The following is a 23664-nucleotide window of genomic DNA, read 5'->3' on the forward strand; positions in this document are numbered from 1 at the left end:
TCGGGAAGCGCTTGAACAGGCGGGCATTGCCCGCAACGGTAAACGCCGCTATGTCGATATTGCAGGCCATCAGAACCTTTCTCTTTTACCTGCTGTTGGGCACCAGCTCCTTGCTGTGGTGCACCTTGAGTTTTTTTGTCGCGCCTTTCCTGCCGTTCAAGGCGCGCTACCGTTTCATCAACGTGTACTGGTGCCGCTGCGCCCTGTGGCTGAGCAGGGTTTTCCTGGGCATTCACTATGAAGTGAAGGGCGCCGAGAACGTGCCTGACCGCCCGTGCGTGATCCAGTCCAACCACCAGAGCACTTGGGAGACGTTCTTTCTCTCTGCCTATTTCGAACCGTTGAGCCAGGTCCTCAAGCGCGAGCTGCTGTTCGTGCCCTTCTTCGGCTGGGCCATGGCGATGCTGCGACCGATTGCCATTGATCGCGACAACCCCAAGGTTGCGCTCAAGCAAGTGGCGAAGCAGGGGGACGAATTGCTAAAGGACAATGTCTGGGTACTGATATTCCCCGAGGGCACCCGCGTGCCTTATGGAACGGTGGGCAAATTCTCCCGCAGCGGTTCGGCATTGGCGGTCAACGCCGGGCTTCCTGTATTGCCGATTGCACACAATGCCGGCAAATTCTGGCCCAAGGCTGGGTGGAACAGAAAGCCAGGAACCATCACGGTAATCATCGGCGCACCGATGTACGCCGAAGGCACGGGGCCTCGCGCTATCGCCGATCTCAATGACCGGGTCCAGACCTGGAACGAACAGACCCAACGCGAGATGGGTTCGTTGCCTCCGGCAGCCGCAGCACCGGCGGCGACCGATCAACTTGCTGTTTGAGATCTGTGGATAACCTGTGTACCGTTTTTCCTGAAACTTCGATTCTTATGCAGTAACTCTATGTTTTATATACATATTTCATAAACACATAAAACCTCAGAGCAGGTGCATAAGTTTTTATAGCGTTTGGGATCGCAGCTACGGCGCTGCGGTCCTTCAATCTTCCAGCATCGGAAGCCTCATGCTGAATGTGGTGCCTTCACCCACCACGCTCCGGCATTCGATCTGCCCACCGTGATGATCGATCACAGCCTTGACCATGGACAGCCCCAAGCCAACACCATCCACGCCGTGAGCTGACGAAAACCGTCGGTACTGACAGAACAGGTCCGGCAACTCCTGCGGTTCAATGCCCTTGCCCTGGTCTATGACTTCGCAGACCAGCCAATCCTCCCTGCCGTAGACCTGCAATGAAATACAGGTCTCAGGTGCGCTGTACTTGATGGCGTTTTCCAACAGATTGAACAGCGCCCGGGTCAGCAAGGATTGGTCCGCCCTGACCATCACCTCTTCGTTGTCCAGTTGATGCGTCAAGCGGATGCGCTTGGCCTGGGCCAGGGGCAAGGCTTGGTCGATCACATCCAGCACCAGCATTGCAAACAGTGTCGGCTGAAATTGATAAGCCTCGGATTCGGCCCTGGCCAACTGCACGAAGCCGTCAGTCAGTTCCAAGGCACGCCGGACCTGACGCTCGATCTGATCAAATACCGGTTGATCGCCGCCCGCCTGATGCCGCTGCACGTCCAGCAACGCCAGGATGGCCGAGTGCGGCGCACGCAAGTCGTGGGATAGAAAGCGCAGCATCACGCTGCGCTGCTCTTCAACTTCGCGTTCGGCGCTCAGATCCGTGAGGCTCAGCAACCAACCAATCGGTGCATCACCTTCCACCGGCAACAGCGCCGCCCGTTCCAGACGCAGGCTGCGTTCGCGAATGTCGCGGAACTCCACCAAGGGCAAGGTCGATAAACGATGCTGCGCGCCGCGCTCCAGCCCTGGATAACCCAATTGCGCGAGGTACTCCACCACATCGCCACCGGCCAGGCCATGACCGAACAGATCACGGGCCCTGCGGTTGCCGAGCAGCAATTTGCCTTGGGGATCGCAGATCATGGTGGCCACGGGCAGGTATTCCAGGCCGTCGGCAATAAAGCGCCGGGTATCGCGGGTTCGACTCATGGCTTGTTCCAGGGCCATGATCTGGCCCTGCAAACGGTCACTGCCGGTATAAGGCGCACGACGGCGTTCGGGAAACACCTTGGGCTCCGCATCCAGGCGCGCCAGTTCCCAGCCGAAATAGGCCAGCACCACGCTCAGGCGCCGCCAGTTCCAGATCAGATAGCCAAACAGCATGCCCAACACACTGGCCATGGGCGACCACTCCCAGTCCTCTGCTTCCAGCAGGGCACTGATCAACAAGGCCAGGCTCATCCCACCGACCGTCGACCACAGCGCCAGACGCGGACGCAACAACAGCAGCCCCAACACACCCGCCACCAGCAGTACCGACAACGCGGCCGCGCCTGCACCGTCGCGAGTCTGGCTGGTGTAAGAGAGCAAGGCCGTCGGTGGCAACAGCAGCAGACTTATCCACAACCATTCGTGCACCAATTGGCGAAACAAGCGCTGGACCTGGGTGGGCTCACGACTTTCACGGCGGCGCGGGTGGTTCATGGCAGGATAATGTTTCATGGAGGAGGAGGCGAACCGGCAAGCTGAAAGCCTATGACTATAGCGGACTCGATGGGCGGTGCGCTGCTGCCTTTCCCTGCCTGTCGCGAGCCGGTATTGTCGCAAGCCAGCGACAGGGGCCGTTGCCATGCAGCGCCACCTGAGTTGTCCATTACTTCCGAGATAAGGAAATCGCGTTCCATGCGTATCGCCATACTGGATGACGAACCGGCCGAGTTGCGCCGGGTAGAACAGACGCTGCACCACATTTCCGCCAGGGGCGAGCCAGCCTGGACAATGCACTGCTTCGAGCGCGGCGAGGACCTGTTGCGACAGCTGCGCCGGGAAACCTTCGATCTGTTGATCCTCGACTGGCAGTTGCCGGATATCAGCGGTCTGGCACTGTTACGCTGGACCCGCGAGCACATGGACGCGCCGCCGGCTGCCATCATGCTCACCAGCCGTGACGGCGAACATGACATCGTCCAGGCCCTCAACGCCGGCGCCGACGACTATGTGAGCAAACCCTTCAGACCCAACGAACTCAAGGCCAGGGTCACCGCCGTGCTGCGTCGCCACAACCTGCAACGCACGCCTGCCAGCGAAGTCTTGGTTTTCAACGACCTGGCGTTCGACGACGCCGAGCTGACCGTCACCCGCGCCGACGTCCCCATCAGCCTGACTGAACGGGAATACCGGCTGGCCCGCTGCCTGTTCGCCAACCTTGGCCGGCCACTGTCCCGGGAATATTTCTACGAACGTTTCTGGACCCACGAGGAAATGACCTCGTCCCGACCGCTGGACACGCATATCTATCGCCTGCGCAATAAGTTGGGGCTGACAGCGGATCGGGGTTGGCAGTTGGTGACGATCTACGGATATGGGTATCGGTTGGAAAGTGTGACGGTGGGGAGTGAAGCATCAGTCGCAAGCTAGAGAAGCGACTGATTGAATTCGTGGCGAGGGAGCTTGCTCCCGCTGGGCTGCAAAGCAGCCCCTTTTATTGAGCGCTCCACGCTGGAGCCCCAGCCCGATCCAGCGGGAGCAAGCTCCCTCGCCACAATGAGTTTTCACCCGATCGTTTGCGCCAGGCGTCCTGCGTCCGTACCCCGACGACGCTGCAATAGCAATCCGCACGCCACCACCAGAATGCTAAGCAGGCCAGTCGCAAGGATCTCCACGCGATGGGCTTCCTGGAACAGCATGATGGTCAGCGCCCCGACGATGAACACAATGACCGCGTAAGTCAGAGCAGGGAACAGCCACATGCTGAAGGCGATTTTTTCGCCGCGGGCCATACGCTGCTTGCGCATCCGTAACTGCGACACCGCAATAACCAGGTACACCAGAAGAGCGATGGCGCCCGAGCTCGCCAACAGGAATTCGAACACGGCGGCCGGAGCCACGTAGTTGGCGAATACTGCCAGGAACGCGGCAGCGGTCGATAGCATCACTGCCCAGTAAGGCGTACCGCTCTTGTTGGTGCGCTGGGAAACCGCCGGCGCATCGCCACGCTTGCCCAACGAGAACATCATGCGCGAAGCGGTGTACAGCGCCGAGTTCAGGCAGCTGGTCACCGCAACCAGTACCACAATATCGACGATCAGCTTGGCGTTGGGGATGCCCATGCGTTCCAGCACGGTCTGGTACGAACCCACGCTGGCAAGCATCGGATCGTTCCATGGCACCAGCGACACGACCATGAAAATCGACACGAGATAGAACAGGCCGATCCGCCAGATCACCGAATTGGTCGCCTTGGAAATCTGCTGGCCCGGATTCTTCGATTCGGCAGCCGCAATGGTCACGATCTCGGTGCCCATGAACGAGAACATGGTGGTCAGGATCGCGCCCAGTACCGCACCCATGCCGTTTGGCAGGAAGCCTTGGGTATCGAACAGGTGAGAAACACCGCTGACTTGGCTGGTCGGCAGCAAACCGAAGATCGCCAGCGCGCCCAGGGCCACGAAACCAATGATTGCGATGACCTTGACCAGGGCGAACCAGAATTCAAACTCGCCGTAGTTCTTCACGCTGAACAGGTTGGTAACCGTCAGCAGAAGGGTGATCACCAGGGTGAAAACCCAGATCGCCACGTTCGGGAACCAGGCATGCAGGATGGTCGCGGCCGCGTTGGCTTCCAATGGAATCACCAACACCCAGAACCACCAGTAGAGCCAGCCGATGGTGAAACCGGCCCAATGCCCGATCGCCCGATCCGCGTAAGTCGAGAAAGAACCGGTGTCCGGCGAGGCTACGGCCATTTCGCCGAGCATGCGCATCACCAACACCACCAACGCACCGGCTGCCGCATAGGCCAGCAGCACAGCCGGCCCGGCCGCTGCGATTGCGTGGCCGGAACCCACGAAAAGACCAGCGCCAATCACGCCGGCAATGGAGAGCATCGTCACATGACGGGGCTTGAGCCCTTGCTCCAGGTTGTTGGAAGCTTGCGTACCACTCATTGAGACTACCCTTGGAATTGGATTTATTCGTACCGCCTCTTGCCATCGTTTTCTGTAAATTTAAAAAAACGATGTGTTGTTTATTCAGCACGCAAGTTTTACGCCAGAAAAACTGAGATCCCGTGGTTCCGGGGGTTTACTAAGATTTGCAAGTCGTTGAGGATGAAGGCTTTGTTCCAAAGTGTTACCGGGTTACCCGGTTTTTGACCGTTCGGTTTCAGAACGGTGCATTGAATAAAGACGTAAAAAAAAAGCCAACGCTTTAGGCGTTGGCTTTTTTTTATCGCATGTGCTGGCGAGGGATTCTAGAAATCCAGGTTGGACACCGCCAACGCGTTGCTCTCGATGAAGTCTCGGCGTGGCTCGACCGCATCACCCATCAGGGTGTTGAAGATCTGATCCGCGCCAATGGCGTCTTCGATGGTTACCTTCAACATCCGGCGCGAGCCTGGGTCCATGGTGGTTTCCCACAGTTGGTCCGGGTTCATTTCGCCCAACCCTTTATATCGCTGGATGGTGTGGCGCTTGGTGCTTTCAGCCATCAGCCACTCAAGGGCTTCCTTGAATTCGGTGACCGATTTTTTGCGTTCGCCGCGCTGGATATAAGCGCCTTCATCCAACAGGGTGCTCAGTTGCGCACCGAGGGAGACCACGGTCTTGTAGTCGTTGCTGCCGAAGAAGTCGCGGTTGAAGGTGACGTAGTTCGACAGGCCGTGGGAGATCAGTTCGACCTCTGGCAGCCAGACGTTACGTTCGCGGTCTTCACGCAAGCTGGCTTTGTAGACCAGCCCGGATTTCTCGACGGTACGCAGGCGGGCTTCGTACTGGGCCAGCCAATCCTGCATCGCGGCGTGATCGGACAGCTGCTCCATGCTGACGGCCGGCAGGTAGATGAAGTGCTCGGTCAGCTCCTGTGGATAAAGACGCGACAGGCGCTTGAGGGTCTTCATCACCAGCCGGAAGTCGTTGACCAGGCGCTCGAGGGCTTCGCCGGAGATACCTGGGGCGTCTTCGTTCAGGTGCAGGCTCGCATCTTCCAGGGCCGACTGCGTCATGTACTCTTCCATGGCGTCGTCGTCTTTGATGTATTGCTCTTGCTTGCCTTTCTTGACCTTGTACAGCGGCGGTTGGGCGATATAGATGTAGCCACGCTCGATCAGCTCGGGCAACTGACGGAAGAAGAACGTCAGTAGCAGGGTGCGGATGTGCGAACCGTCGACGTCGGCGTCGGTCATGATGATGATGTTGTGATAGCGCAGCTTGTCGATGTTGTACTCTTCGCGGCCGATGCCACAGCCCAGCGCGGTGATGAGCGTGCCGACTTCGGCAGAGGAGATCATCTTGTCGAAGCGCGCCTTCTCGACGTTCAGGATCTTACCCTTGAGCGGCAGGATGGCCTGGGTGCGACGGTTGCGACCCTGCTTGGCGGAGCCACCAGCGGAGTCACCTTCCACCAGGTAAAGCTCGGAGAGGGCAGGGTCCTTTTCCTGGCAGTCAGCCAGTTTGCCCGGCAGGCCGGCGATGTCCAAGGCGCCTTTGCGGCGGGTCATCTCACGGGCCTTGCGCGCCGCTTCACGGGCGCGGGCGGCGTCGATCATCTTGCCGACCACCAGTTTGGCTTCGTTCGGGTTCTCCAGCAGGAAGTCGGAGAAGTACTTGCCCATTTCCTGTTCGACCGCGGTCTTCACTTCGGAAGAGACCAGCTTGTCCTTGGTCTGGGAGCTGAACTTCGGATCTGGAACCTTCACCGAAATGATGGCCGTCAAGCCTTCACGGGCATCGTCACCGGTGGTGGCGACCTTATGCTTCTTCGCCAGGCCTTCCTGCTCGATATAGTTGTTCAAGTTACGGGTCAGCGCCGAACGGAAGCCCACCAGATGGGTGCCGCCGTCACGCTGCGGAATGTTGTTGGTGAAGCACAACAGGTTCTCGTTGAAGCTGTCATTCCACTGCAGGGCGATTTCCACGCCGATGCCGTCGTCACGCTGGATGTTGAAGTGGAACACCTGGTTGACCGCAGTCTTGTTGGTGTTCAGATATTCGACGAACGCCCGCAGGCCTCCTTCGTACTTGAACAGCTCTTCCTTGCCGCTGCGCTCGTCCTTGAGGACGATGCCAACGCCGGAGTTAAGGAAGGACAACTCACGAATCCGCTTGGCCAGAATGTCCCAGCTGAAGTGGATGTTTTTGAAGGTTTCGCTGGAAGCCTTGAAGTGAATCTGGGTGCCGGTGGTTTCGCTGTCGCCAACGATCGCCATGGGCGCCTGTGGTACGCCGTGGACATAGGTCTGTTCCCAGATCTTGCCGCTGCGGCGAACCGTCAGCACCAATTCCTCGGACAGCGCATTCACCACCGAGACACCTACACCGTGCAGACCGCCGGAGACCTTGTATGAGTTGTCGTCGAACTTACCGCCAGCGTGCAGTACGGTCATGATGACCTCGGCGGCGGAGACACCTTCCTCTTTATGCACGTCTACCGGGATGCCACGACCGTTGTCACGTACGGTGATGGATTCATCCGGGTGAATGGTAATACTGATGTCGTCACAGTATCCGGCGAGAGCTTCGTCGATGGAGTTGTCGACGACTTCGAACACCATGTGGTGCAGACCGCTGCCATCGTCGGTGTCACCAATGTACATACCGGGACGTTTGCGTACGGCATCCAGGCCTTTCAGCACTTTAATGCTCGTTGAGTCGTACGTATTTTCTTCGCTCAATGCCTTCACTCCCGATGGTCGTGGGTCTGGGTGATACGGCCCTGTTCCACGTGGAACAGAGCGACCGGCGTTTCCATTTGCCAGCCTTCCCTCAGTAATTCGTGATCTACACAGGTGATAAAAACCTGGCAGCGTAAGTCTTCCAGCAAGCGGCACAATGCGCGGCGGTGGGCTTCGTCCAGCTCGGACGGCAAGTCATCCACCAGATAAATACACTGACCGCGACGGGCCTGGCTGACCAAGTGCCCCTGGGCGATACGCAGGGCGCACACTACCAACTTCTGCTGCCCCCGGGACAAGATGTCCGCGGCATTGTTTGCGCCCAATCTGAGGCGCAAGTCAGCGCGTTGTGGTCCGGCCTGGGTGTGGCCCATCTGCTGGTCCCGCTGCAGCGAGCCAGCCAACACGGTGCTCAGTTCCCGATCCTTGTCCCAGCCTCGGTAGTAGCTGAGCGTCAGACCTTCAAGCTCAACCAGCTCGCTCAAGGTCTGCTCGAAGACCGGTTTCAAGGCTTTGATATAAGCGCGGCGGTATTCATCGATTTCAGCGCTGGCTTGGCACAGCTCCCTGTCCCAAACCGCTTGCGAAACGGCGTCAAGTGTACCATGCCGCAGCCAAGAGTTTCGCTGGCGCAGCGCCTTCTGCAAGCGCTGCCAGGTGCTCATGAAACGCGGTTCCACGTGGAACACGCCCCAGTCGAGAAATTGCCGACGAATCTTCGGTGCGCCTTCCAACAGCCGGAAGCTGTCCGGGTTGATCAACTGCAGCGGCAGGATTTCCGCCAGTTGCGCGGCGCTGCGCGCATTCTGCCCGTCGATGCGGATCTGGAACTCGCCCTGCCTGTCTCGGGAGATACCCAAGGCGCTATGTCCGCCCTCCGCCAGCTCCACTTGCCCAAACACCGTGCACGCCAGTTGATCGTACTGGATGACCGGCAACAGACGCGTGCTACGAAACGAACGGGCAAGCCCCAACAGGTGAACGGCTTCCAGGACACTGGTTTTGCCGCTGCCGTTGGCGCCGTACAGGATATTGATGCGAGGGGAGGGGGAGAAGGTCACCGGGTGCAGATTGCGCACCGCGGTGACCGAGACGCGACTTAGAGACATCTAGCTTCTGCTGGGCATGATTACAGACGCATCGGCATGACAACGTAAGCCGAATCGTCGTTATCGGACTCCTGCACCAGCGCACTGCTGTTGGAGTCAGACAGGATCAGACGCACTTGCTCCGTGGTCATTACGCCCAGCACATCAAGCAAATAGCTGACGTTGAAGCCGATCTCCAGAGAGCCGCCGTTGTATTCAACGCCCACTTCTTCTTCCGCTTCTTCCTGCTCCGGGTTGTTCGCTTGGATCTTCAGTTGACCATTGGCCAGTTGCAAACGAATACCGCGATACTTCTCGTTGGACAGGATCGCGGTACGACTGAAAGCTTCGCGCAGGGCTTGGCGATCGCCCAATACCAGCTTGTCGCCACCTTTGGGCAGCACGCGTTCGTAATCCGGGAATTTGCCGTCCACCAGTTTCGACGTGAACGTGAATTCACCGGTGGTGGCCCGGATATGGTGCTGGCCCAGCACGATGCTGACGTTGCCGTCCGGCTCGGTCAGCAGGCGCGCCAGTTCTAGAATACCTTTGCGCGGCACGATCACCTGATGGCGATCTGGCTGACCGATATCGGCCTGCATCGAGCACATCGCCAGGCGGTGTCCGTCGGTAGCAACTGCGCGGATAACGCCAGCGGATACTTCCAGGAGCATCCCATTGAGGTAATAGCGCACATCCTGCTGGGCCATGGCGAAGCTGGTGCGTTCAATCAGACGACGCAACTTGCTTTGTTCCAGGCTGCAGGTCAGCGAGCCCGGGCCTTCTTCCACGGTCGGGAAGTCATTGGCCGGCAGGGTCGACAAGGTGAAACGGCTGCGGCCGGCCTTGACCACGAGCTTCTGCTCATCGACCTTGATGTCGATCAGCGCGTCGTTGGGCAGGCTTTTGCAGATGTCCATCAGCTTACGCGCAGGCACGGTTATGGAACCCGGATCGGCAGGCTCTTCAAGCTGCACGCGACCGACCAGCTCGACTTCCAGGTCGGTACCGGTCAGCGACAGTTGCTGGCCTTCGACAACCAGCAGCACGTTGGAAAGTACCGGCAAGGTCTGGCGGCGTTCGACGACGCCTGCGACCAGTTGCAGGGGTTTCAACAGGGCTTCGCGTTGAATGGTGAAATGCATGGTCTAGTCCCTTGCCTTAATAAGCTGCGCTGGTGGTCATCAAGTGGTCAGTGTACGCAGCAGGTTCTTGTAGTCCTCGCGGATGTCCGCGTCGGATTCCTTAAGTTCGTTGATCTTGCGGCAGGCGTGCAGCACGGTGGTATGGTCGCGGCCGCCGAACACATCGCCGATTTCCGGCAGGCTGTGGTTGGTCAGTTCCTTGGACAATGCCATGGCCACCTGGCGCGGACGGGCTACCGAGCGCGAACGGCGCTTGGATAACAGGTCGGAAATCTTGATCTTGTAGTACTCGGCAACAGTTCGCTGGATGTTATCCACAGACACCAGCTTGTCCTGGAGGGCCAGAAGATCTTTCAGCGACTCACGAATCAGCTCGATGGTGATGTCGCGCCCCATGAAGTGGGAGTGGGCAATCACCCGCTTGAGGGCACCTTCGAGCTCACGCACGTTGGAGCGGATCCGCTGAGCGATGAAAAACGCAGCGTCGTGGGGAAGCTCGACCTTGGCCTGGTCGGCCTTCTTCATCAGGATCGCGACCCGGGTTTCCAGCTCCGGTGGCTCGACGGCCACCGTCAAGCCCCAACCGAAACGCGACTTGAGGCGTTCTTCGAGGCCCTCGATTTCCTTGGGGTAACGGTCGCTGGTGAGAATGACCTGCTGCCCACCTTCAAGCAAGGCGTTGAAGGTGTGGAAAAACTCTTCTTGGGAGCGCTCCTTGCGAGCGAAGAACTGAATATCGTCGATCAGCAGGGCGTCTACCGAACGGTAGAAGCGCTTGAATTCATTGATCGCGTTCAGTTGCAACGCCTTGACCATGTCGGCTACGAAGCGCTCGGAATGCAGGTACACGACCTTGGCATTCGGGTTCTTCTTTAATAGATGGTTGCCCACGGCATGCATCAAGTGGGTCTTACCCAAGCCCACGCCGCCATAAAGGAAGAGCGGGTTATAGCCGTGCTTGGGATTGTCCGCGACCTGCCAGGCGGCCGCTCGGGCCAGTTGGTTGGATTTACCTTCGACGAAGTTCTCGAAAGTGAAGGTCCGGTTCAGGTAGCTGGTGTGCTTGAGTGCGCCTTCGACCTGGACGGTGCGCTGTTCGGCCCGTACCGGTGCCTGCTGGCTGCTGGCGCCGGCCATGGGGTCGAAGCTATCCCGAGATGGCTCTTCGCTGACCTCTTCTACCTTTTGTGCGTTGCGCTTGTTCGGCGCAGGCGTCGAGGCAGGCGCGGCATGGTTATTGACAGGTGCCGCAGCCGCCTGAGCCTGGGAGGCCGCCGCCGCCAGCGGCGCATTGGGGGCGGCTCGCGGTGCAGAGCTGCGCTTGCTGCCTATCAATAAGGACAACGCAGGCGCCATGCCATTGCCGTGCTCGTCGAGGAGCTCCATGACCCGGCCCAGGTACTTTTCGTTGACCCAATCGAGAACGAAACGATTCGGTGCATAGACACGCAACTCGTCGCCTTCGGCTTCGACCTGTAGTGGACGGATCCAAGTGTTGAATTGTTGGGCAGGCAGCTCATCGCGCAAAAGATCTACGCACTGCTGCCAAAGTTCCACTGACACGGATATCCCCTAAGTTGAAAGCCGGTGAGGCAAAAACAAGCGGCCATTGTAGCGATCAGTCGGTCACTTATCCACACGCAGGTTGCTGTTCGCCCAGTATTTATCAATGTCTTACGGACAAGAAAGGCGACCGGCGGTCAGTGGATAAGCTCTGTGGATAACCAAGCTTGAGGTCTTTGTACAAGTCCGGGTCAAACCCGGTGGATAACCCGCCTGTGGATAACTGATCTTTCAGCTCACAGCTTATCCGAGGGCGCAGCACAGGCTTGTCACTGCTTTCCCCTGTAGTTGTCATTCTCTGTACAGCTTGAATCCAAAGGTCTGCAGGGGGTTATCCACAGACGGCAGGCCACCTAGCTTTTATAAGCTTTACAGAAAAGCTTTAAATAATTCCCTTCTTTATTTCTATATCTGGCTCCGATGAGGAAGCCGTCCTGAGGCCGGATATCTATTTAAAGGAAACGTTGGTTGGAAATTGACCTAGAGGCTTGCTTTCTCTAGAATCCCCGGTCTCTTAAAACGGGGGCCATTCCGGCCCGTTGTGGACGAACCAGGTAACACGACATGAAACGTACTTTCCAACCAAGCACTATCAAACGCGCTCGTACCCACGGTTTCCGTGCTCGCATGGCTACCAAGAACGGTCGTGCCGTCCTGTCGCGTCGTCGCGCCAAAGGTCGTGCGCGTCTGGCAGTTTGATAATCCGGCACTGGAGGTGAGTCAGGACTTCAGTCGGGAAAAGCGTCTGCTTACTCCCCGGCATTTCAAGGCAGTCTTTGACTCCCCTACCGGCAAGGTTCCGGGGAAAAATCTCCTGCTCCTTGCGCGCAACAATGATCTCGATTACCCCCGACTTGGGTTGGTTATCGGGAAAAAGAGCGTCAAGCTCTCCGTTCAGCGCAATCGCCTCAAACGTCTGATGCGCGAATCGTTTCGCCTGAACCAGCAAGCCCTGGTCGGGTGGGACATCGTTATCGTCGCGCGCAAAGGTTTGGGTGACGTAGAAAACCCCGAATTGATTCAGCATTTCGGCAAGCTCTGGAAGCGTCTGGCACGTAACAAGCCGGTATCCGCTCCAGCTGCCAGCACCGAAACTGTAGGGGTAGACAGTCCCGATGCGTAAACTGGCACTCGTTCCGATCCAGTTTTATCGCTACGCCATTAGTCCTTTGATGGCCAGCCACTGTCGTTTCTACCCCAGTTGTTCCTGCTACGCGTATGAAGCCATAGAAAATCATGGTCTCCTGCGCGGTGGCTGGCTGACCTTTCGTCGTTTAGGTCGCTGTCATCCGTGGAACCCCGGCGGTTATGACCCGGTTCCGCCTATCCCTACCTCCCGTTCTTCTTCGATGGCCGAGTAATCATGGATATCAAACGCACGATCCTGATCGTCGCCCTGGCAATCGTGTCCTATGTCATGGTCCTTAAATGGAACCAGGACTATGGCCAGGCTGCCCTGCCGACTCAGAATGTTGCAGCCAGCAATACAGCACCGAGCCTGCCGGATGTACCTGCCGGCAACGCCGCTGCCAGCAACGACGACATTCCGCGCGCCGCAAGCGAAACCAGCGCTCCCGCCGAAGCCCCCGCGGCTGCAAGCAAAGACCTTATCCAGGTCAAGACGGATGTGCTCGAACTGGCAATCGATCCACAAGGTGGTGACGTTGCGCAGTTGAAGCTACCGCTGTACCCGCGTCGCCAGGATCATCCGGAAATCCCGTTCCAGTTGTTCGACAACGGGAACGAGCGGACCTATCTGGCCCAAAGCGGCCTGATCGGCACCAATGGCCCGGACTCCAACCCGGCTGGACGCCCGGTTTACTCTGCCGAGAAGAAGACCTATCAACTGGCTGACGGCCAGGATCAATTGGTCGTCGACCTGAAGTTCAGCAAGGACGGCGTCAACTACATCAAGCGTTTCACTTTGAAACGTGGCCTGTATGACGTGACGGTCTCCTACCTGATCGACAACCAGAGCGCCCAGCCTTGGTCGGGCGCGATGTTTGCGCAACTCAAGCGCGACGCCAGTGATGATCCGTCGTCCAGCACCGCCACCGGTACCGCGACCTACCTGGGCGCCGCCCTGTGGACAAGTTCGGAGCCGTACAAGAAAGTGTCCATGAAAGACATGGACAAGGGGCAGCTCAAGGAAACCGTCCAAGGCGGTTGGGTTGCCTGGTTGCAGCATTATTTTGTAACTGCCTGGATTCCGCAGAAGGGCGACAGCAACATCGTCCAGACGCGTAAAGACAGCAAAGGCAATTTCATCATCGGTTATACCGGTCCGACATTGACCGCTGCACCCGGTGGAAAAGTCGAAACCAGCGCGATCCTGTACGCCGGTCCGAAGAGCCAGGCCGTGCTGAAAGAGTTGTCCCCAGGTCTGGAACTGACTGTGGACTACGGTTTCCTGTGGTTCATTGCCCAACCGATCTTCTGGTTGCTGCAACATATCCACAGCATCGTCGGTAACTGGGGCTGGTCGATCATCTTCCTGACCATGCTGATCAAGGGCTTGTTCTTCCCATTGTCGGCTGCCAGCTACAAGTCCATGGCCCGCATGCGCGCAGTGGCACCGAAGCTGGCCGCCCTGAAAGAACAGCATGGCGATGACCGGCAGAAAATGTCCCAGGCCATGATGGAGCTGTACAAGAAAGAAAAGATCAACCCGCTGGGTGGATGCTTGCCGATTCTGGTACAGATGCCGGTGTTCCTGTCGCTGTACTGGGTTCTGCTGGAAAGCGTGGAGATGCGCCAGGCACCGTTCATGCTGTGGATTACCGACCTGTCGATCAAGGATCCGTTCTTCATACTGCCGATCATCATGGGCGCGACCATGTTTATCCAGCAGCAATTGAACCCGACCCCTCCGGACCCGATGCAGGCGAAGGTCATGAAAATGATGCCAATCATCTTCACCTTCTTCTTCCTGTGGTTCCCGGCCGGTCTTGTGCTGTACTGGGTTGTGAACAACGTGTTGTCCATCACTCAGCAGTGGTACATCACGCGTAAGATCGAAGCGGCGACGAAAAAAGCCGAGGCGTAACTTGCTCTGTGGATAACCACACAAAACGCCCCCTAGTGGGGCGTTTTGCTATCTGTCACTTTTGTCTGGATATCGGTTTATGAGCACACCGCGTGAAACCATCGCTGCCGTTGCCACCGCCCAAGGTCGCGGTGGTGTCGGCATCGTCCGTATTTCCGGGCCGTTGGCCAGTGTCGCGGCCAAGGCTATCAGCGGTCGTGAACTCAAGCCGCGATACGCGCATTACGGCCCGTTTTTCAGCGACGACCAGCAAGTTCTGGATGAAGGTCTGGCCTTGTATTTCCCGGGCCCGAATTCATTCACCGGCGAAGACGTGCTGGAGTTGCAAGGACACGGCGGCCCCATCGTGCTGGACATGTTGCTCAAACGTTGCCTTGAACTGGGTTGCCGCTTGGCCCGGCCGGGGGAATTCAGCGAACGGGCCTTTCTCAATGACAAGCTCGACCTGGCCCAGGCCGAGGCGATTGCCGATCTGATCGAAGCCAGTTCCGCCCAAGCCGCTCGCAACGCATTGCGCTCCTTGCAGGGGGCTTTTTCCCAGCGTGTGCATAACCTCACCGAACAATTGATCGCCCTGCGGATCTATGTCGAGGCCGCGATCGATTTCCCGGAAGAAGAAATCGACTTTCTCGCCGACGGCCACGTTCTGAGCATGCTTGATAAAGTCCGCGAACAGTTATCCACAGTACTGCGTGAAGCAGGACAAGGGGCCTTGCTGCGCGATGGAATGACCGTGGTCATCGCTGGACGACCGAATGCCGGCAAATCCAGCCTGCTGAATGCCTTGGCCGGCCGCGAAGCGGCGATCGTCACTGAGATTGCTGGCACCACTCGGGACATCCTCCGTGAACATATCCACATCGATGGTATGCCCCTGCACGTAGTGGATACTGCCGGTTTGCGCGATACCGATGACCAGGTGGAAAAAATCGGCGTCGAACGGGCACTCAAGGCCATCGGTGAAGCTGATCGGGTTTTGCTGGTGGTGGATGCCACTGCGCCTGAAGCAAATGATCCCTTTGCCTTGTGGCCCGAATTCCTTGAGGTCCGCCCCGATCCTGCGAAAGTCACCCTGATTCGCAACAAGGCCGACCTGACCGGGGAAGCGATCGCCCTCGAAGTCAGTGATGACGGTCACGTGACCATCAGCCTGAGCGCGAAATCGGCGGGTGAAGGGCTGGAATTGCTGCGTGAACACCTCAAGGCCTGCATGGGCTACGAACAAACTTCAGAAAGCAGCTTCAGTGCCCGCCGCCGGCACCTTGAGGCGCTGCGCCATGCCAGTGCCGCCTTGGAACACGGTCGTGCACAGCTGACGTTGGCGGGAGCTGGAGAGCTGCTGGCCGAAGATTTGCGCCAAGCGCAGCATTCCTTAGGGGAAATCACTGGGGCGTTTAGCTCGGACGACCTGCTGGGGCGGATATTTTCCAGCTTCTGCATCGGTAAATAACCCCATCCACCCAGCCGGGGGAGCATTCGAAAGCGCATCGAGTCAATGCGAACCCGGCCCACCCTCTTTTTCGCTGATTGCCCAACATGGCGGTTGGCCTATGGACGATGATTTCTTGAGGGTAAGCCCTGTGAATAACTGCCGCTGAGGTCGGTTGATAAACGGCCTTCAAAACTGAAGATAATTGCCTCTGTGGATAACAGCGTCATTCATCCACAGGCTTACACCGGTTATCCAAGCCCCTCATTGCCAGATGACCACAGGCTTTTGGATCGCTGTACATATTGAAATAAAAGGCCTGCAAAGCTTTATCCACAGATTGGTCGCGGCCTAAGAATAAACATAAAAACAAAGGTTTTATAAATTTCTTTCTTTTTTATTTTTTTTTACCCCCAGTTCTCCACAGCTGGTTAAATTTTGTGCAAAGGGTTCTTTAGAAAGGGCGAAGTCCCTATACTTGCCGACCTGGCTCCAAAAACGCCCCAAGGCCAGAGCCAAATCTATTTTCCGAATTACCTGAATTAAGCAGGCACGAGGTGCGTGGTGGATTTCCCTTCCCGTTTTGAAGTGATCGTCATCGGCGGCGGTCATGCCGGTACCGAGGCAGCACTTGCATCAGCGCGCATGGGGGCCAAGACCCTATTGCTGACGCATAACGTGGAAACCCTCGGCGCCATGAGCTGCAACCCCGCCATTGGTGGGATCGGCAAGAGCCATCTGGTCAAGGAAATCGATGCCCTGGGTGGCGCGATGGCCATAGCTACCGATAAGGGTGGTATCCAGTTCCGCGTATTGAACAGCCGCAAAGGCCCTGCCGTGCGCGCTACTCGCGCCCAGGCCGACCGGGTCTTGTACAAGGCTGCTGTGCGCGAAATCCTGGAGAACCAGCCGAACCTGTGGATATTTCAACAAGCGGCCGATGATCTGATCGTCGAGCAAGACCAGGTACGCGGCGTCGTTACCCAGATGGGCCTGCGTTTCTTCGCAGATTCCGTGGTATTGACCACCGGGACCTTCCTCGGCGGACTTATCCACATCGGCATGCAGAACTATTCCGGTGGCCGCGCCGGTGATCCGCCCTCGATCGCACTGGCCCAGCGCCTGCGAGAGTTGCCGCTGCGTGTCGGTCGCCTGAAAACCGGTACGCCACCGCGCATCGACGGCCGGACTGTGGATTTCTCGGTGATGACCGAGCAACCCGGCGATACGCCGATCCCGGTGATGTCGTTCCTGGGATCCAAAGAGCAACACCCGCAACAGGTAAGCTGCTGGATCACCCACACCAATGCCCGCACCCACGAGATCATTGCGGCCAACCTTGATCGTTCGCCGATGTATTCCGGCGTGATCGAAGGGGTCGGCCCACGCTATTGCCCGTCGATCGAAGACAAGATCCATCGGTTTGCCGACAAGGAAAGCCATCAGGTCTTCATCGAACCGGAAGGCCTGACCACCCACGAGCTGTACCCGAACGGGATTTCCACCTCCCTGCCGTTCGATGTGCAATTGCAGATCGTGCAATCGATCCGCGGTATGGAGAATGCCCACATCGTTCGCCCGGGCTACGCCATCGAATACGATTATTTCGACCCGCGTGACCTGAAATACAGCCTCGAGACCAAGGTCATCGGTGGTCTGTTCTTCGCCGGACAGATCAACGGCACCACGGGGTATGAAGAGGCCGGCGCCCAAGGTCTGCTGGCCGGGGCCAACGCCGCGCTGCGTGCCCAAGGCAAGGACAGCTGGTGCCCGCGACGCGATGAAGCCTACATCGGTGTGCTTGTGGATGACTTGATCACCCTGGGTACCCAGGAACCGTATCGGATGTTCACTTCCCGTGCGGAATATCGCCTGATCCTGCGTGAAGACAACGCCGACCTGCGCCTGACCGAGAAAGGTCGCGAACTGGGGCTGGTGGACGACGTGCGTTGGGCCGCGTTCTGCAAGAAACGTGAAGGCATCGAGCTGGAAGAGCAGCGCCTGAAAAGCACCTGGGTTCGTCCCGGTACCGAGCAGGGCGATGCAATCGCCGCAAGATTCGGTACGCCGCTGACCCACGAATACAACCTGCTCAATTTGTTGAGCCGCCCGGAAATCGATTACGCCGGATTGGTGGATGTCACCGGGCAGGGCGCAGAAGATCCGCAGGTGGCAGAACAGGTCGAGATCAAGACCAAGTACGCCGGTTACATCGACCGCCAACAGGACGAGATCGCCCGGCTGCGCGCCAGTGAAGATACGAAGCTGCCTGTGGATATCGATTACACGGGTATCTCCGGTTTGTCGAAGGAGATCCAGAGCAAACTCGGTGCTACCCGGCCGGAGACCCTGGGCCAGGCTTCGCGTATCCCGGGCGTGACCCCGGCGGCGATTTCCCTGTTGATGATTCATTTGAAAAAACGCGGCGCCGGCCGCCAGCTGGAGCAAAGCGCTTGAGTTCGATGGTCACCTCGCAACACGCTGAAGAGTTATCCACAGGAGCTCGTCAACTTGGCGTCAGCCTGAGCGAAGCCCAGCATGCGCAATTGCTGGGTTACCTGGCGCTGTTGATCAAATGGAACAAGGCCTACAACCTGACCGCAGTGCGCGATCCGGACGAAATGGTCTCGCGGCATTTGCTCGACAGCCTCAGTGTGATGTCTTTCATCGAGAACGGTCGCTGGCTGGATGTGGGCAGTGGCGGCGGGATGCCGGGCATACCTCTGGCGATCCTGTTTCCCGAGTCGCAAGTGACATGCCTGGACAGCAACGGCAAGAAAACCCGCTTCCTGACTCAGGTCAAACTCGAGCTGCAGTTGGATAACCTGCAAGTTATCCACAGTCGCGTCGAAGCGTTCCAGCCGACGCAACCGTTCACCGGGATTATTTCCCGTGCGTTCAGCAGCATGGAAAATTTCAGCAACTGGACTCGCCACCTGGGTGACGCCGATACGCGCTGGCTGGCAATGAAGGGCGTTCATCCGGCCGATGAGCTGGTAGCATTGCCGGCAGACTTCCACCTCGATAGCGAACACGCCTTGGCCGTACCCGGTTGCCAAGGCCAACGCCATCTGCTGATACTGCGCCGCACGGCATGATTGGGAACACAAGCAAGAATGGCTAAGGTATTCGCGATAGCGAACCAGAAAGGTGGCGTGGGCAAGACCACCACCTGCATCAACCTCGCAGCATCCCTGGTCGCGACCAAGCGTCGGGTGCTGCTGATCGACCTCGATCCACAGGGCAACGCCACCATGGGTAGCGGTGTGGATAAACATGGCCTGGAAAACTCCATCTACGACGTACTGATCGGTGAATGCGATCTGGGTCAGGCCATGCATTTTTCCGAACACGGCGGTTATCAGCTGCTGCCGGCCAACCGTGACTTGACGGCGGCCGAAGTGGTGCTGCTGGAAATGCAGATGAAGGAAAGCCGCTTGCGCAGCGCCCTGGCGCCGATCCGGGAAAACTACGACTACATCCTGATCGACTGTCCGCCGTCATTGTCGATGCTCACCCTCAATGCCCTGGTGGCCGCCGATGGGGTGATTATCCCCATGCAGTGCGAGTACTTTGCGTTGGAAGGTTTGAGCGACCTTGTGGATAACATCAAGCGCATCGCCGAACTGCTGAATCCGGACCTGAAGGTCGAAGGCCTGCTGCGGACCATGTACGACCCGCGCCTGAGCCTGATGAACGACGTCTCGGCCCAGCTCAAGGAACACTTCGGCGAGCAGCTCTACGACACGGTCATCCCGCGTAACATCCGCCTGGCCGAAGCGCCGAGCTACGGCATGCCTGCCCTGGCCTACGATAAACAATCGCGTGGTGCACTGGCCTATCTGGCCCTGGCGGGCGAGATGGTTCGCCGCCAGCGCCGCAATCCACGCATCGCTGCAGCCCAGCCAACTTAAGGAAACCTGATGGCCGTCAAGAAACGAGGTCTCGGACGTGGACTGGATGCACTGCTCAGTGGTCCGACCGTCAGCTCCCTGGAAGAGCAGGCGGTGCAGGCCGATGAGCGTGAGCTGCAGCACCTGCCGCTGGACCTGATCCAGCGTGGCAAATACCAACCGCGCCGCGACATGGATCCGCAGGCGCTGGAAGAACTGGCCCAGTCGATCAAGACCCAGGGCGTCATGCAGCCGATCGTGGTGCGTCCCATCGGCAGCGGACGTTTCGAGATCATTGCCGGCGAACGCCGCTGGCGCGCCAGCCAGCAGGCCGGTCAGGAAACCATCCCGGCGATGGTGCGTGATGTGCCGGATGAAACCGCCATTGCCATGGCGCTGATCGAGAATATCCAGCGCGAAGATCTCAACCCGATCGAAGAGGCGGTGGCCCTGCAGCGTTTGCAGCAGGAGTTCCAGCTGACCCAGCAACAGGTGGCCGAGGCGGTGGGCAAATCCCGCGTGACCGTCGCTAACCTCTTGCGGTTGATCGCGCTGCCGGAAGTCATCAAGACCATGCTGTCCCACGGTGACCTGGAGATGGGGCACGCCCGTGCGCTGCTCGGTTTGCCGGAAAATCAACAGGTTGAAGGGGCGCGACATGTTGTCGCACGCGGTCTGACCGTGCGCCAGACTGAGGCATTGGTTCGTCAGTGGCTCAGTGGGAAACCGGCCCCTGTCGAAGCCCCCAAACCTGATCCGGATATCGCTCGCCTGGAACAGCGTTTGGCCGAGCGCCTGGGCTCTGCGGTGCAGATTCGTCACGGCAAGAAGGGCAAGGGGCAACTGGTGATCGGTTACAACTCTCTTGATGAGCTGCAAGGTGTCCTTGCACACATTCGCTGAAACAATTGCGCTTGTAGCGCCCAGTCGGAAATCACTACCTGACAGTTGAATAGGGGCAGAACCGCCCCTATACTCTGCGCGCATTTTGTCGGCACAAATTATGCCAAGTTATTGAAATATGGCAGCCGACCCTTGGAGAGCAAAAGCGATGGAAACCCGCACGCCAAACCGCTTGCCGTTCCATCGTCTGGCAGTTTTCCCGGTTTTGATGACTCAGCTCATCGTTGTTCTGATCGCCACATTGGCGCTCTGGCAATGGAAAGGCGTCGTCGCCGGATACTCAGGTCTTTGCGGAGGCCTGATAGCCTTGCTTCCCAATATTTACTTTGCTCACAGGGCCTTTCGGTTTTCCGGCGCCCGAGCAGCCCAGGCTATCGTCCGGTCTTTTTATGCCGGCGAGGCGGGGAAACTGATTTTGACGGCAGTGCTGTTTGCACTGACGTTTGCAGGTGTGAAGCCATTGGCGCCGCTGGCTGTATTCGGCGTCTTCGTGCTGACCCAACTGGTCAGCTGGTTCGCTCCCCTGCTGATGAGAACAAGACTTTCGAGACCTTAGGGCGTTTGAGGCAACCATGGCAGAGACAACCGCTTCGGGCTATATCCAGCACCACTTGCAGAACCTGACTTTCGGTCAGCTACCCAACGGCGGCTGGGGCTTTGCCCACTCCGCAGCAGAGGCCAAGGAAATGGGCTTCTGGGCTTTCCACGTCGATACCCTCGGTTGGTCGGTCGCGTTGGGCCTGATCTTTGTCTTCCTTTTCCGCATGGCGGCGAAGAAAGCGACCTCCGGTCAGCCTGGCGCACTGCAGAACTTCGTGGAAGTACTGGTCGAGTTCGTCGATGGCAGCGTGAAGGACAGCTTCCATGGCCGTAGCCCGGTGATCGCACCGCTGGCCCTGACCATCTTCGTCTGGGTGTTCCTGATGAACGCCGTCGACCTGGTACCGGTCGACTGGATTCCTCAACTGGCCATCCTGATCTCCGGTGATCACCACATCCCATTCCGCGCCGTGTCGACCACCGACCCGAACGCGACCCTGGGCATGGCATTCTCGGTTTTCGCACTGATCATTTTCTATAGCATCAAGGTCAAGGGCATCGGCGGCTTCATCGGCGAACTGACCCTGCATCCGTTCGGCAGCAAGAACATCCTGGTTCAAGCCCTGCTGATCCCGGTGAACTTCCTGCTGGAATTCGTGACCCTGATCGCCAAGCCTATCTCTCTGGCCCTGCGTCTGTTCGGCAACATGTATGCCGGCGAGCTGGTGTTCATCCTGATCGCTGTGATGTTCGGCAGCGGCCTGCTCTGGCTCAGCGGCCTGGGCGTGGCACTGCAGTGGGCGTGGGCTGTGTTCCACATCCTGATCATCACCCTGCAGGCGTTCATCTTCATGATGCTGACCATCGTCTACCTGTCGATGGCGCACGAAGAAAACCATTAAGGCCAGTCTCGACTAGTCTGATGTCCTTCCCGGTCAAACGGGAAGGAGCCCGAACAGGGCTGATGAAACGATTTGTTTTACCGCTTTAATCTAAAAAACCTAAACCATACGACGTAAAAGTCGGGAGGAAAGATGGAAACTGTAGTTGGTCTAACCGCTATCGCTGTTGCACTGTTGATCGGCCTGGGCGCACTGGGTACCGCAATTGGTTTCGGCCTGCTGGGCGGCAAGTTCCTGGAAGGCGCTGCGCGTCAGCCAGAAATGGTTCCAATGCTGCAAGTCAAAATGTTCATCGTTGCCGGTCTGCTCGACGCCGTAACCATGATCGGTGTTGGTATCGCTCTGTTCTTCACCTTTGCGAACCCGTTCGTTGGTCAGATCGCTGGCTAATTACTCGGAGTTTTTCGAGTAGTTTGATGTGATGGACAACGTAACTGCGAGGTGTTGGCGTGAACATTAATGCGACCCTGATTGGCCAGTCCGTTGCGTTCCTGATTTTTGTATTGTTCTGCATGAAGTTCGTATGGCCTCCGGTCATTGCGGCATTGCACGAACGTCAAAAGAAGATCGCTGATGGTCTGGACGCTGCCAGCCGTGCAGCTCGCGACCTGGAGTTGGCCCATGAGAAAGTGGGTCAGCAACTGCGCGAAGCGAAGGCTCAGGCAGCTGAAATCATCGAGCAAGCCAAGAAACGCGGTACCCAGATTGTCGACGAAGCCCGTGAACAGGCTCGCGTCGAAGCTGACCGTGTGAAGGCTCAGGCTCAAGCCGAGATCGAACAGGAACTCAACAGTGTCAAAGACGCGCTGCGTGCCCAAGTGGGTAGCCTGGCCGTTGGCGGTGCTTCGAAGATCCTGGGTGCCACAATCGATCAAAACGCGCACGCAGAGCTGGTAAACCAACTGGCTGCTGAAATCTAAGCGAGGGCGATCATGGCAGAACTGACCACGTTGGCCCGACCTTACGCTAAGGCGGCCTTCGAGCACGCTCAGGCCCACCAGCAACTGGCCAATTGGTCAGCCATGCTCGGCCTGGCTGCTAAGGTGTCGCAAGATGACACCATGCAGCGCGTGCTCAAGGCCCCGCGACTGACGAGCGCAGAAAAGGCCGCCACGTTCATTGACGTGTGCGGCGACAAGTTCGATGCCAAGGCACAGAATTTCATTCATGTCGTTGCCGAAAACGACCGTCTCCCGCTTCTGCCGGAGATCGCTGCTCTTTTCGACCTGTACAAGGCCGAGCAAGAGAAGTCGGTAGACGTGGAAGTGACCAGTGCTTTTGCATTGAACCAAGAACAGCAAGACAAACTCGCCAAGGTTCTCAGTGCACGACTCAACCGGGAAGTGCGCCTGCAAGTCGAGGAAGACAAGTCCCTGATTGGGGGCGTTGTCATCCGCGCCGGCGACCTGGTTATCGATGGCTCGATTCGCGGCAAAATCGCGAAACTTGCCGAAGCATTGAAATCTTGA

At 58.0% G+C, this 23664-nt stretch carries 22 protein-coding genes; 16 read left to right on the forward strand and 6 right to left on the reverse strand.

The window, feature by feature from the left end:
* The first annotated feature begins 50 nt into the window (after window positions 1–50).
* Window positions 51–830 carry a lysophospholipid acyltransferase family protein gene (locus ACLEJR_RS06875; protein ID WP_440794582.1) on the forward strand — a complete coding sequence of 260 codons (780 nt, stop codon included), beginning with the start codon at window positions 51–53 and terminating at the stop codon, window positions 828–830.
* A 156-nt stretch (window positions 831–986) separates the two neighbouring features.
* On the opposite strand, the gene ACLEJR_RS06880 is transcribed toward ACLEJR_RS06875, so the two are convergent.
* Window positions 987–2501, reverse strand: a complete 1515-nt coding sequence (locus tag ACLEJR_RS06880) for an ATP-binding protein (protein WP_440813098.1) — start codon at window positions 2499–2501, stop codon at window positions 987–989.
* A gap of 198 nt (window positions 2502–2699) precedes the next feature.
* Here ACLEJR_RS06880 and ACLEJR_RS06885 point away from each other — a divergent pair, with 198 nt between their 5' ends.
* Window positions 2700–3434, forward strand: a complete 735-nt coding sequence (locus ACLEJR_RS06885; RefSeq protein WP_440794584.1) for a response regulator transcription factor — start codon at window positions 2700–2702, stop codon at window positions 3432–3434.
* A 134-nt stretch (window positions 3435–3568) separates the two neighbouring features.
* On the opposite strand, the gene gabP is transcribed toward ACLEJR_RS06885, so the two are convergent.
* From gabP to dnaA, 5 genes are all read right to left on the reverse strand, one after another.
* On the reverse strand, window positions 3569–4963 hold the full coding sequence (gene gabP / locus ACLEJR_RS06890; RefSeq protein ID WP_440812942.1) for a GABA permease: 1395 nt from the start codon (window positions 4961–4963) through the stop codon (window positions 3569–3571).
* 305 nt (window positions 4964–5268) lie between these two features.
* On the reverse strand, window positions 5269–7686 hold the full coding sequence (gene gyrB, locus ACLEJR_RS06895) for a DNA topoisomerase (ATP-hydrolyzing) subunit B (RefSeq protein ID WP_440794588.1): 2418 nt from the start codon (window positions 7684–7686) through the stop codon (window positions 5269–5271).
* 5 nt (window positions 7687–7691) lie between these two features.
* The gene (gene recF, locus ACLEJR_RS06900; protein WP_440794590.1) at window positions 7692–8795 is read right to left on the reverse strand and encodes a DNA replication/repair protein RecF; all 1104 of its coding nucleotides are present in this window, start codon (window positions 8793–8795) and stop codon (window positions 7692–7694) included.
* A gap of 20 nt (window positions 8796–8815) precedes the next feature.
* The gene (dnaN, locus tag ACLEJR_RS06905) at window positions 8816–9919 is read right to left on the reverse strand and encodes a DNA polymerase III subunit beta (protein ID WP_030132563.1); all 1104 of its coding nucleotides are present in this window, start codon (window positions 9917–9919) and stop codon (window positions 8816–8818) included.
* Between the two features lie 39 nt (window positions 9920–9958).
* On the reverse strand, window positions 9959–11482 hold the full coding sequence (dnaA, locus tag ACLEJR_RS06910; RefSeq protein ID WP_440794593.1) for a chromosomal replication initiator protein DnaA: 1524 nt from the start codon (window positions 11480–11482) through the stop codon (window positions 9959–9961).
* 564 nt (window positions 11483–12046) lie between these two features.
* Between dnaA and rpmH the strand changes: the two genes are divergently transcribed.
* The 14 genes from rpmH (at window position 12047) to ACLEJR_RS06980 (ending at window position 23664) form a co-directional block, all read left to right on the forward strand.
* The gene (gene rpmH / locus ACLEJR_RS06915) at window positions 12047–12181 is read left to right on the forward strand and encodes a 50S ribosomal protein L34 (protein ID WP_003213577.1); all 135 of its coding nucleotides are present in this window, start codon (window positions 12047–12049) and stop codon (window positions 12179–12181) included.
* 16 nt (window positions 12182–12197) lie between these two features.
* Window positions 12198–12605, forward strand: a complete 408-nt coding sequence (gene rnpA / locus ACLEJR_RS06920) for a ribonuclease P protein component (RefSeq protein WP_440794788.1) — start codon at window positions 12198–12200, stop codon at window positions 12603–12605.
* The gene (gene yidD, locus ACLEJR_RS06925) at window positions 12598–12843 is read left to right on the forward strand and encodes a membrane protein insertion efficiency factor YidD (protein ID WP_010465488.1); all 246 of its coding nucleotides are present in this window, start codon (window positions 12598–12600) and stop codon (window positions 12841–12843) included. The genes rnpA and yidD overlap by 8 nt, the downstream gene beginning before the upstream one ends.
* A gap of 2 nt (window positions 12844–12845) precedes the next feature.
* Window positions 12846–14528 carry a membrane protein insertase YidC gene (gene yidC, locus ACLEJR_RS06930; RefSeq protein ID WP_440794594.1) on the forward strand — a complete coding sequence of 561 codons (1683 nt, stop codon included), beginning with the start codon at window positions 12846–12848 and terminating at the stop codon, window positions 14526–14528.
* A 79-nt stretch (window positions 14529–14607) separates the two neighbouring features.
* Window positions 14608–15978 carry a tRNA uridine-5-carboxymethylaminomethyl(34) synthesis GTPase MnmE gene (gene mnmE, locus ACLEJR_RS06935; RefSeq protein ID WP_440812943.1) on the forward strand — a complete coding sequence of 457 codons (1371 nt, stop codon included), beginning with the start codon at window positions 14608–14610 and terminating at the stop codon, window positions 15976–15978.
* Between the two features lie 543 nt (window positions 15979–16521).
* Window positions 16522–18414 (forward strand): tRNA uridine-5-carboxymethylaminomethyl(34) synthesis enzyme MnmG, encoded by a 1893-nt coding sequence (gene mnmG, locus ACLEJR_RS06940; RefSeq protein ID WP_440812944.1) that lies wholly within the window; start codon window positions 16522–16524, stop codon window positions 18412–18414.
* Window positions 18415–18419: 5 nt separating this feature from the next.
* Complete coding sequence (rsmG, locus tag ACLEJR_RS06945) at window positions 18420–19055, forward strand: 16S rRNA (guanine(527)-N(7))-methyltransferase RsmG (protein ID WP_440794790.1); 636 nt, start codon at window positions 18420–18422, stop codon at window positions 19053–19055.
* Between the two features lie 18 nt (window positions 19056–19073).
* A complete protein-coding gene (locus ACLEJR_RS06950) occupies window positions 19074–19871 on the forward strand; it encodes a ParA family protein (protein ID WP_245145415.1) in 798 nt (265 codons plus the stop codon).
* Between the two features lie 9 nt (window positions 19872–19880).
* Window positions 19881–20753: a ParB/RepB/Spo0J family partition protein gene (locus tag ACLEJR_RS06955; protein WP_440812945.1), complete on the forward strand. Its 873-nt coding sequence runs from the start codon at window positions 19881–19883 to the stop codon at window positions 20751–20753.
* A gap of 148 nt (window positions 20754–20901) precedes the next feature.
* The gene (locus tag ACLEJR_RS06960) at window positions 20902–21309 is read left to right on the forward strand and encodes a F0F1 ATP synthase subunit I (RefSeq protein WP_440812947.1); all 408 of its coding nucleotides are present in this window, start codon (window positions 20902–20904) and stop codon (window positions 21307–21309) included.
* Window positions 21310–21325: 16 nt separating this feature from the next.
* Window positions 21326–22195, forward strand: coding sequence for a F0F1 ATP synthase subunit A (atpB, locus tag ACLEJR_RS06965; RefSeq protein ID WP_047703951.1), 870 nt, complete (start codon window positions 21326–21328; stop codon window positions 22193–22195).
* A gap of 132 nt (window positions 22196–22327) precedes the next feature.
* Window positions 22328–22585 (forward strand): F0F1 ATP synthase subunit C, encoded by a 258-nt coding sequence (gene atpE / locus ACLEJR_RS06970; RefSeq protein ID WP_003097235.1) that lies wholly within the window; start codon window positions 22328–22330, stop codon window positions 22583–22585.
* A 59-nt stretch (window positions 22586–22644) separates the two neighbouring features.
* The gene (locus ACLEJR_RS06975; protein WP_030139033.1) at window positions 22645–23115 is read left to right on the forward strand and encodes a F0F1 ATP synthase subunit B; all 471 of its coding nucleotides are present in this window, start codon (window positions 22645–22647) and stop codon (window positions 23113–23115) included.
* Window positions 23116–23127: 12 nt separating this feature from the next.
* Complete coding sequence (locus tag ACLEJR_RS06980; protein WP_440794604.1) at window positions 23128–23664, forward strand: F0F1 ATP synthase subunit delta; 537 nt, start codon at window positions 23128–23130, stop codon at window positions 23662–23664.

Source organism: Pseudomonas sp. SMN5 (assembly GCF_052041925.1).
Lineage (GTDB): Bacteria > Pseudomonadota > Gammaproteobacteria > Pseudomonadales > Pseudomonadaceae > Aquipseudomonas.

Coding starts and splice junctions, on each gene's coding strand:
- ACLEJR_RS06980 (WP_440794604.1), top strand. CDS start 23,128: ATGGCAGAACTGACCACGTTGGCCCGACCTTACGCTAAGGCGGCCTTC.
- ACLEJR_RS06955 (WP_440812945.1), top strand. CDS start 19,881: ATGGCCGTCAAGAAACGAGGTCTCGGACGTGGACTGGATGCACTGCTC.
- dnaN (WP_030132563.1), bottom strand. CDS start 9,919: ATGCATTTCACCATTCAACGCGAAGCCCTGTTGAAACCCCTGCAACTG.
- atpE (WP_003097235.1), top strand. CDS start 22,328: ATGGAAACTGTAGTTGGTCTAACCGCTATCGCTGTTGCACTGTTGATC.
- rpmH (WP_003213577.1), top strand. CDS start 12,047: ATGAAACGTACTTTCCAACCAAGCACTATCAAACGCGCTCGTACCCAC.
- ACLEJR_RS06960 (WP_440812947.1), top strand. CDS start 20,902: ATGGAAACCCGCACGCCAAACCGCTTGCCGTTCCATCGTCTGGCAGTT.
- recF (WP_440794590.1), bottom strand. CDS start 8,795: ATGTCTCTAAGTCGCGTCTCGGTCACCGCGGTGCGCAATCTGCACCCG.
- mnmE (WP_440812943.1), top strand. CDS start 14,608: ATGAGCACACCGCGTGAAACCATCGCTGCCGTTGCCACCGCCCAAGGT.
- ACLEJR_RS06880 (WP_440813098.1), bottom strand. CDS start 2,501: ATGAACCACCCGCGCCGCCGTGAAAGTCGTGAGCCCACCCAGGTCCAG.
- ACLEJR_RS06950 (WP_245145415.1), top strand. CDS start 19,074: ATGGCTAAGGTATTCGCGATAGCGAACCAGAAAGGTGGCGTGGGCAAG.
- atpB (WP_047703951.1), top strand. CDS start 21,326: ATGGCAGAGACAACCGCTTCGGGCTATATCCAGCACCACTTGCAGAAC.
- ACLEJR_RS06875 (WP_440794582.1), top strand. CDS start 51: ATGTCGATATTGCAGGCCATCAGAACCTTTCTCTTTTACCTGCTGTTG.
- yidD (WP_010465488.1), top strand. CDS start 12,598: ATGCGTAAACTGGCACTCGTTCCGATCCAGTTTTATCGCTACGCCATT.
- yidC (WP_440794594.1), top strand. CDS start 12,846: ATGGATATCAAACGCACGATCCTGATCGTCGCCCTGGCAATCGTGTCC.
- gabP (WP_440812942.1), bottom strand. CDS start 4,963: ATGAGTGGTACGCAAGCTTCCAACAACCTGGAGCAAGGGCTCAAGCCC.
- rsmG (WP_440794790.1), top strand. CDS start 18,420: ATGGTCACCTCGCAACACGCTGAAGAGTTATCCACAGGAGCTCGTCAA.
- ACLEJR_RS06885 (WP_440794584.1), top strand. CDS start 2,700: ATGCGTATCGCCATACTGGATGACGAACCGGCCGAGTTGCGCCGGGTA.